At 37.5% G+C, this 7,574-nt stretch carries 7 protein-coding genes and 2 pseudogenes; 4 read left to right on the top strand and 5 right to left on the bottom strand.

What is annotated here, in order from left to right; translation table 11 throughout:
• Positions 1 to 358: 358 nt before the first annotated feature.
• Complete coding sequence (locus tag CTN07_RS21770) at positions 359 to 607, top strand: DUF3297 family protein (protein WP_005299783.1); 249 nt, start codon at positions 359 to 361, stop codon at positions 605 to 607.
• Positions 608 to 1,259: 652 nt separating this feature from the next.
• Here the strand turns inward: CTN07_RS21770 and CTN07_RS22900 are convergent.
• The 3 genes from CTN07_RS22900 to CTN07_RS21750 all read right to left on the bottom strand — a co-directional run bounded on the left by CTN07_RS22900 (position 1,260) and on the right by CTN07_RS21750 (position 2,926).
• Positions 1,260 to 1,415, bottom strand: a complete 156-nt coding sequence (locus CTN07_RS22900) for a hypothetical protein (RefSeq protein WP_157132363.1) — start codon at positions 1,413 to 1,415, stop codon at positions 1,260 to 1,262.
• A gap of 101 nt (positions 1,416 to 1,516) precedes the next feature.
• Positions 1,517 to 2,047 (bottom strand): hypothetical protein, encoded by a 531-nt coding sequence (locus tag CTN07_RS21760; RefSeq protein ID WP_036764019.1) that lies wholly within the window; start codon positions 2,045 to 2,047, stop codon positions 1,517 to 1,519.
• Positions 2,048 to 2,182: 135 nt separating this feature from the next.
• Positions 2,183 to 2,926: a hypothetical protein gene (locus tag CTN07_RS21750; protein WP_085999120.1), complete on the bottom strand. Its 744-nt coding sequence runs from the start codon at positions 2,924 to 2,926 to the stop codon at positions 2,183 to 2,185.
• A gap of 217 nt (positions 2,927 to 3,143) precedes the next feature.
• Between CTN07_RS21750 and CTN07_RS21740 the strand changes: the two are divergent.
• Positions 3,144 to 3,596 (top strand): annotated as a pseudogene (locus CTN07_RS21740) (site-specific integrase); the annotation flags it as partial.
• A gap of 1 nt (position 3,597) precedes the next feature.
• Positions 3,598 to 3,775: pseudogene (locus tag CTN07_RS23410) on the top strand (IS91 family transposase); the annotation flags it as partial.
• Between the two features lie 221 nt (positions 3,776 to 3,996).
• Here CTN07_RS23410 and CTN07_RS21730 read toward each other — a convergent pair.
• Entirely contained in the window at positions 3,997 to 5,298 is a 1,302-nt protein-coding gene (locus CTN07_RS21730; protein WP_005299786.1) for a hypothetical protein, read from the bottom strand.
• A 473-nt stretch (positions 5,299 to 5,771) separates the two neighbouring features.
• On the bottom strand, positions 5,772 to 6,671 hold the full coding sequence (locus tag CTN07_RS21725) for a DUF2806 domain-containing protein (protein WP_198137217.1): 900 nt from the start codon (positions 6,669 to 6,671) through the stop codon (positions 5,772 to 5,774).
• Between the two features lie 222 nt (positions 6,672 to 6,893).
• Between CTN07_RS21725 and CTN07_RS21720 the strand changes: the two genes are divergently transcribed.
• Positions 6,894 to 7,427 carry a dihydrofolate reductase family protein gene (locus CTN07_RS21720; RefSeq protein ID WP_005299789.1) on the top strand — a complete coding sequence of 178 codons (534 nt, stop codon included), beginning with the start codon at positions 6,894 to 6,896 and terminating at the stop codon, positions 7,425 to 7,427.
• The last annotated feature ends 147 nt before the right edge of the window (positions 7,428 to 7,574 follow it).

Below are 7,574 nucleotides of genomic sequence, written 5' to 3'. Positions count from 1 at the left end.
CTCTTAGAGAAATGTATTTTCATTTTATATAAATCTAAGCTGTTATGATATTTAGGTAAGAAAATACAAATATCACTATTCTCTACTTTGATAGAGGAATTTATGATAACGAAAAACAAACTCTTAATGATGTCATCCCGACATGTAATTGTATAGTAAGCTTGGTTTTAGTTAATTTAAGTGTCTAAGCTTGGTCTTGATAGATGAGTAAACATAATCTTAACGAAAAGTTATAAATTCAATAAAATCAGCGTATTAAATTGATTCTAAAATCCACAATCTTTATGTCACTATACCTTGAGCCTAAGGCTGATATTGACTACAATAGCGCGCTTTTTATTAAATACAGGTCACAATCATGAACGACAATCAAGCACGTCCAGAACTACCTGATCACCTATCTGGTAACCCACGTAGCCCACACCACGTTGCTGAGTGTTTCGAGCACGAAATCGGCATTATCTTTAACGACAAAGAGCGTTTTGACGTTGAAGAATACTGCGTGAGCGAAGGTTGGATCAAAATCCCATCACCTAAAGCTCTAGACCGTCGTGGTCAGCCAATTCTAGTTACCCTAAAAGGTAAAGTAGAAGCATTCTACAAGTAATCGTTTTTGATTATTTGCATAGGGTCTAATTGCGGTTAGACCCTATAAAATTTACTCTTTTCTGCAATACCTTTCGCCTACTCTTTTCTTGTTAATACCACTCTTTATAACCTCATAAAATGCGCAATCGCCAGATGATATTTGGGTGAGGATAATGCTTAGATTTGAACGTATTTGATACATTTAGGTGTGGTAGCGTTGCTTGGTGATCACAAATGAGCTAACCGAATAGCTAACTCATTTGTGGACAAAACGTGTTAGGCAAATTGCTTATTTAGGCTGGTACGCCCTGTTAAGGTGTGAGCAACGTTATACAGAAGCTCCCGCATACCACCGTAAACACAAACCCAACGATGACACCCAAAATGCCAAGCGTACTGAATCACTCTTAAATTGCCTGCTAGCTATGCAACTATACTTGCCCTGATATAAGTTTTTTCTCAATCATTCTCATCGCAAAGCCCTCGCCATTACCGGTTAGGTGACTACCATCATCAGCTTGTTCACCAACAGCCTGACCGCAGAAAATAAGTAAACCTGAGTAATCTAAACAATAGCGAATACAGGCCTCACCGATACCTCTCCCCGTATAATCTGGTTCATCTTAGATGAAACATGTGAGTCAATTTATAGAACTCATTAAACCCATCATCTATGAGACGAAAATCAAACTGTCCAAGAATCTTTCATGAGTGATACTAACAACCTTGATTGTCAACTCACCATCTGCCTGCAGCTTAATTTTTTCACTATCAGTCAACTCAATAAGCCTAGCGTCTTCTTTTTCGTCAATAACTTTAACAGCCACTACTTCACCTCTTTAAAGTTCAATATTTTCTAGCCTTTACATGACAAAACTCGTTTAGTTTAGGCGTTGGTGATTTGTATTGCTAACGCCTTATTATATGGTTATGCCAAAACTCGCTCAATTCTAGTTATCTTTTGAATTGTAAAACGAAGTGTCGTTAAACAATGAAATAGACCTGTAATATCCAAATTTGAAAGAGCATCATTTTCATAAGCGTAACGCGCTTCCACAAACAACTTATCGTAAGGCTTGACGAGTTCTACCAGCTCGGAGAATGAATATTGTATTACTCCATCAGCATGTAAAGATTCAATGTTATCTATAACTTCACTGCCAATAATAAGTAGTAATGAGCTTAAATAATGACCTTTTGTTAAAGGCTCTTCAGTAACTCTCCCACCATACACACCGTTTCCAAAGTTTTTATAATCTTTAATAATTGAACGAACACACAGTGATTTAATATACAGTTCAATAGCGAGTGCAGCATTGGTAATCATAGGAAGTAAAACACCTGACATTGGTGGTAACTGCCTCAAAAACTCAGCACCGTCGTAAAACTGTTCAGCCGAATCGAGTACACTGCTATTTGGAATTTCGATTCTTTCATATTGATACGTTTTATTGTTCATAGGCTCCTGCCATATAACGCCCTGTTAAGGTGTGAGCAACGCAATACTAATGCCACCGCATACCACCTTAAACACTAAAACCAACGCATAGTAAAATGCCACGCGTGCGAATCACTCTTAAACTGTTTATTAAGCCTATTTACTTTCGACGAACTTTCTATATGGGTACTTTCGCTTAAACTCTGTATACAATTGCTTGTGAACATCAACGATATGCCCTTTAACCTTCGGCAATTGTAGGTATATCTCATTAGTAAACTCAACTAGCGAGGGTAAGAGAGAATTACCAACTATTTCTTCCAATTCTTCTTGGCTAAAAGCCATACCTAGTGAAAAGTGATGCTGAACTTTTCTTTGGTAATCGTTTATATACAATTGATTTCTCTGCGCAATTGTATTTGATAGTATCTTAAAGTCTCTTTGGCAACGATCTAGTTCCGATAACAGCGCAGCATTAGGGGATGAAAGCAAGCCTAGACTTCTTTCAATACTAATAGCATTACAGAGTGTGTCGTCAAATTTGATTGATTCAAGCTGTAGGGCTCTTTGTGTTTCATCAACCTTCTGAAAATGTGCAATCCTATGTTCATACATCGATATAAACATCGCTTGTCGATCCAAAATAAACAACGAATATTTAAAATAGTTGACCTCTTGCTCTTCTTTGTCTTCCACTCTTGAGTAAACAACATGAAACAAAGTAAGTAATGCGGCAACGGCACCAGCGGATGCCAGAAAAACACCAATTGAATTTAGGACCGACACAAAGCTATGCGACTCTGCGTCTGCATACGCTAAAGATACTGCTGAAATGTAAAATCCGGCGAAGCAAAAACAAATGTGCAGGGAATAGCGACTTACTAACTTTTTCAAAATCATCCTCAATTAAAAATAGGCTTAACACTCTGTTAAGGTATGAGCAACGCAATACCAAAGCCGCCGCAAACCACCTTAATCACTAAAACCGACACAAAGTAAAAATGCCACGCATTGCGAATCCGCCTTAAAGCGCTTGTTGAACGAAGCCACTGTGCGGAAGAGTGAAAACCCATAAGCTCAACTATGGTAAATACACCTATCCAAAGGAGTATTTACCATGAATAGAGCACAGCAACATCGTTCATATTATCTTTATAAACAACACCTTACCCATCTCTCCTTGCAAGGTAAACGTCCAGCTACGATTGATGCTTATAGTCGTGCGCTACGTCGCATTACCCATCAACTGGATAAATCGCCAGACACGTTAACTACCGACAATCTGAAGCGGTATTTTACACAACTGATCAAAACACATTCATGGAGTACCGTAAAAATTGATCGCAATGGCTTACAGTTTTTCTTTAAGCATGTCCTTCAACGTGATTGGGAGTGGCTGAATATTGTAAAGCCACCACATGTGAAAACCTTACCTGACATTTTGACTCCAACCGAAGTGAGCCTATTGATCAATGCCACTTCACAACTGCGTTACCAAGTGTTTTTTCTGACCTTATATAGCCTCGAGTTACGGCTAGGTGAATGGTTAAATCTCACAGTGGATGATATTGTATGGTTTGTTGCGAGGTCATGAAAAGAAGCTGCTTCAAGCAATCCAATTTATGTCTATGTTAGCCGGGCAACTGACGTTGCCCTCACCGAATAAAGCGGTACGTATAAAAGCCCAACTCTTTTGCCCTTGCTGCCAATATGTCATGCAATTAAGGGGGAATATTTCGACCCAGATAATCGACGTTCAATAATAAGGATAATGGCTTTCACACTTCAGAATTAAAGAGGATTTTATTATAAATCATAGTATTAAAATTATTGGGGCACGCCAAGGATAACGCTCGACTGCATTTTGTCATCCCCCTTCATGCTATTTCCAATATTTACTTATATAAGGCGGCTTGGGCTTGTCCAACACTTCGGATAGGTGTCGGCTTCGCGACACATATCCTTATTTGTTAACCGTCTTCTTCAGCGACCTCTTCTACCGCTTTTTCTCTGACATACTTGGGTAAGTTGGCTTCTTTTAACCAGTTATTGATTTGCTCATCATCTACAAATTTGTTCCGACGAAGAGCATTAATTACATTACCTATTTCAAAACTGTATTCAATTTGGTCATTTTTACCACAACCAAGAACAATCCTATTTACTTGGCTATAAGAGTAATCGCCTGCATATCGAATAACTGTTGTCGCAAATGTGTTAGCTTGTTCGAAGCTACCCGAACTAGCATAAAGTTCGATTACTCTTTCTAAGAATGCTTCGGGAGGCGTAAAGAACAAAGGCTCATCCAATTCAGAGCGATTAGCTTTACTTAACCTTTTCTGAGCTGGGACTGATAATTTATCATGCACCAAGAGAAATTCCCAAAAATCCAAACGCTCTTTAGGTAAGTTTTCTATATATGTTTCGACTTTATGTTGAACATCTACATCGATAAACTCCCAGCTTTCTGGGATTTGTTCGAAGACATAAAGGCTTTTATAGAGTTCTTTATCTTCCAAACGCCTAAGCAAGTTGGATAACTTACTTGCTAATACTTCTGAAAACTCTTCTCGATATAATTCATTAATTGCATTTAACGCAACAGAGTAGCTCAAGCGCTTTTTATATTCAGGTTCACCAATGTATTTTTTTAATACTACAGTAGCGAAATTTGAGACTAAACTCTTCCTAGCCCTTCTAAATGGACTGTTTTCAAAAGCAACGACAGCCTTGTCAATATCATTTGGAAAGTAACTTGATTCAACCAGTAAAATCAACGACTCTAAAGCAGCTTTACCTTGTGAGGGTGGATACTGAAGCAAATGTTCAACGGCAGACCTAATATGAATTCTTGCTAGTTCAGCAGAAGGAGAAAAAAGTTCTCCATCATGTGTCATTGAAGGGTGAGCACATCGATTTCGATCTTCTTGAAGCCTGTCTAGATCGATAAATTCAACATGTGAAATCAACTCTAGCTTATCTCTACATATCGCTAAAATTTCTCTCTCAAATTTGAGTGAGCGACTAATATCCCCTTTTGTTCTTGCATCATCGAACGCATTTAAGTGTATTTCAGCTTCTTTATCGCCCTGTAGTGTTAGGTCTTTTAACTTCTCAATGATATCGAATGAAACTGCTATCCATGTAGATACAATTGCAGAGCGAAAAGCTCCTGCTTTGTAGCAGGATACAGCTTCTTTAATGTAGTTCTGAGCTTGTTTGTCTCGACATTTGATAACTAGCTCATCTAAATCTGATAATGGTGATGCCAATTTTATCTCCTTTGACGGTTAACAGTATATTAATAAGCATTCTTACTTTCGCGCAAAAATACACGCATAAAAAACCTTTATCATAATAGATATAATCTATATATCATGAAGTTGATAACAATTTTCACGCCTGATGCTCAATGAGAGGATGTGATAAGTAAGAAATGTATTTAATCAGTCTTATTAAATACAAACTGAAATATTAAATTCTATAATTTTCAATTAGTTATGATTTCACATCTGTTTTTACAAGAAATATTTCTTATTAAAAACAGAACTAAAGTGATAAAATCACCACGTTTCATTATAACTGTTGATATATACAGTAAATAAAACTAATCTAAAATCACGTTAACACGATTTGAATAAGTAAAAGGTCTAACGCATAAAGGGTCAGAAGTTTGTTAGACAGCCAACTCTATTTAGATTTGTTGGCTCTTAGGCAAGTAATAGCTATTTTTAGCTATAAACACTTACACCAATTCTTTTACTCTTCGAGCCATAAGTTGTGATCTGCTGAATAATATTTCGTAGTATTTTGCACATGGTTTAACTTCAATGAAGCGATAGAGCTCTCGTCCAGCTTTAGTTAAAAACTCAGTTCGATTTTCACGATGACCTTTTAACGTCATTGCAAACTTATAACCATTATATTCAATAACATAACGCTCATTCTTGGTGAAATGAAATTGTTGTTGAGGCTGTACCAAACCAAGATCTTGAAGGTGACGAATGTCAGACTCTTGTATGTCACTTTTTTCGATATGCTTATTCAGAGATGAATATTTAAAACGTAATAACTCACCGTTAACCCGAAAAAGGAACTGACAATAACGGTTAAACAACTTTATATCATTGTTGCTTAAAGATTGTAGGATAAGCAATGTAGATCTACTGCACGCTTCTGGCTCTAGAACTTCTCCTGCAAGGATTTTAGCCCAAAGCTCTTGAACATTTTCTATAGAAATATCTTGGCATTTATCAAAATAAAATGACAACCAATCCACATCTATCGTTACACCATCAGAAATATTATTGTGATCAAGGTAATTAATTGATTTATCGACTATACCCTCGATATTTTCTTGTCGACGCGTCTCTTGCGTTGAAATCCGTCTAGCCGCCCTGAGCGCTAGTGCATCAGACTCTCCTCTCGCCATAATAACGAGCGAATCAGATTCAGCTCTAGCCTTTCGACGAATTCTTGTTGGCTCATATAAAACGCCGATAGTGTTACTCACAGCATCTATCAACTTACATGCAGGTTCAGATAGAGCTTTTAAGTCGATAAGACTAGTTTCTGCCATTATTACTATTACCTCAGCACAAAATAATGCCTCAAAAGCCATACAATTATAATCAACTTGACTCACAAACACCATGACCTTATTAGCGTTTTTTATCTTCTACTACTTTTTACAATTAAGCTGCCACACTCCCCCTATACTCCAACACTGTAGCGACAAATAAACACCAAACCACACCAAAATTTCACCCTAGCTCTACATCAAAAACACCAATAGATGACAAACCAGAGGCAGTTAAACGATAATATGTCGCTTGTTTATAAATCCCCCACTACAAATGGAGTTATCATGCCAAATATCGTCTACATTGCCACCAGCCTTGATGGTTACATCGCAGATAAGAATAACCAGCTAGATTGGCTCCATGATGTCCCAAATCCTGACGGTTCAGACTTTGGTTTTGCCGAATTTATGGATCGTGTGGATGCATTGATTATGGGTAGAAATACCGTAGGCATGGTATTGAGTTTTGATTGTGAGTGGCCTTATTCAAAACCTGTTTATGTACTAAGCAACACAATGAAAACAGTACCAGCAGGTTACGAAGATAAAATTTATTTGGTCAATGGAGAGCTACCGACTATCGTCGAAGAACTGCAGCAAAAAGGGTTAACCACTTTGTATATTGATGGTGGCAAAACCATTCAAAGCTTCTTACAGCAAGATATGATCGATGAGCTGATCATCACCACAATTCCAACCATTTTAGGCGGTGGAATTCCCCTATTTGGTGAACTGGATAAGCCACTTAAGTTTAAGCATATTAAGGCAGAGCAACTTGCAGGCTGTTTAGTTAAAAATACCTATCTACGTAGCAAATAAATAAAAATGGCTGGTTTGGATTGTAGTGGTACATTAAATTTGGCCACCTACTCAGAGGTGATATCATCACCTCTTAACATGAATAGGTGACATCATGACAAAACGAACAAGACGATTATTTAGTGCTGAATTTAAATTAGAAGCGGC

The sequence above is a fragment of the Photobacterium damselae genome, from assembly GCF_003026815.1.
Taxonomy (GTDB): Bacteria; Pseudomonadota; Gammaproteobacteria; order Enterobacterales; family Vibrionaceae; genus Photobacterium; species Photobacterium damselae.
Note: the sequence above shows the minus strand (reverse complement) of the source record. Positions and strands in the feature narration are given on the sequence as shown.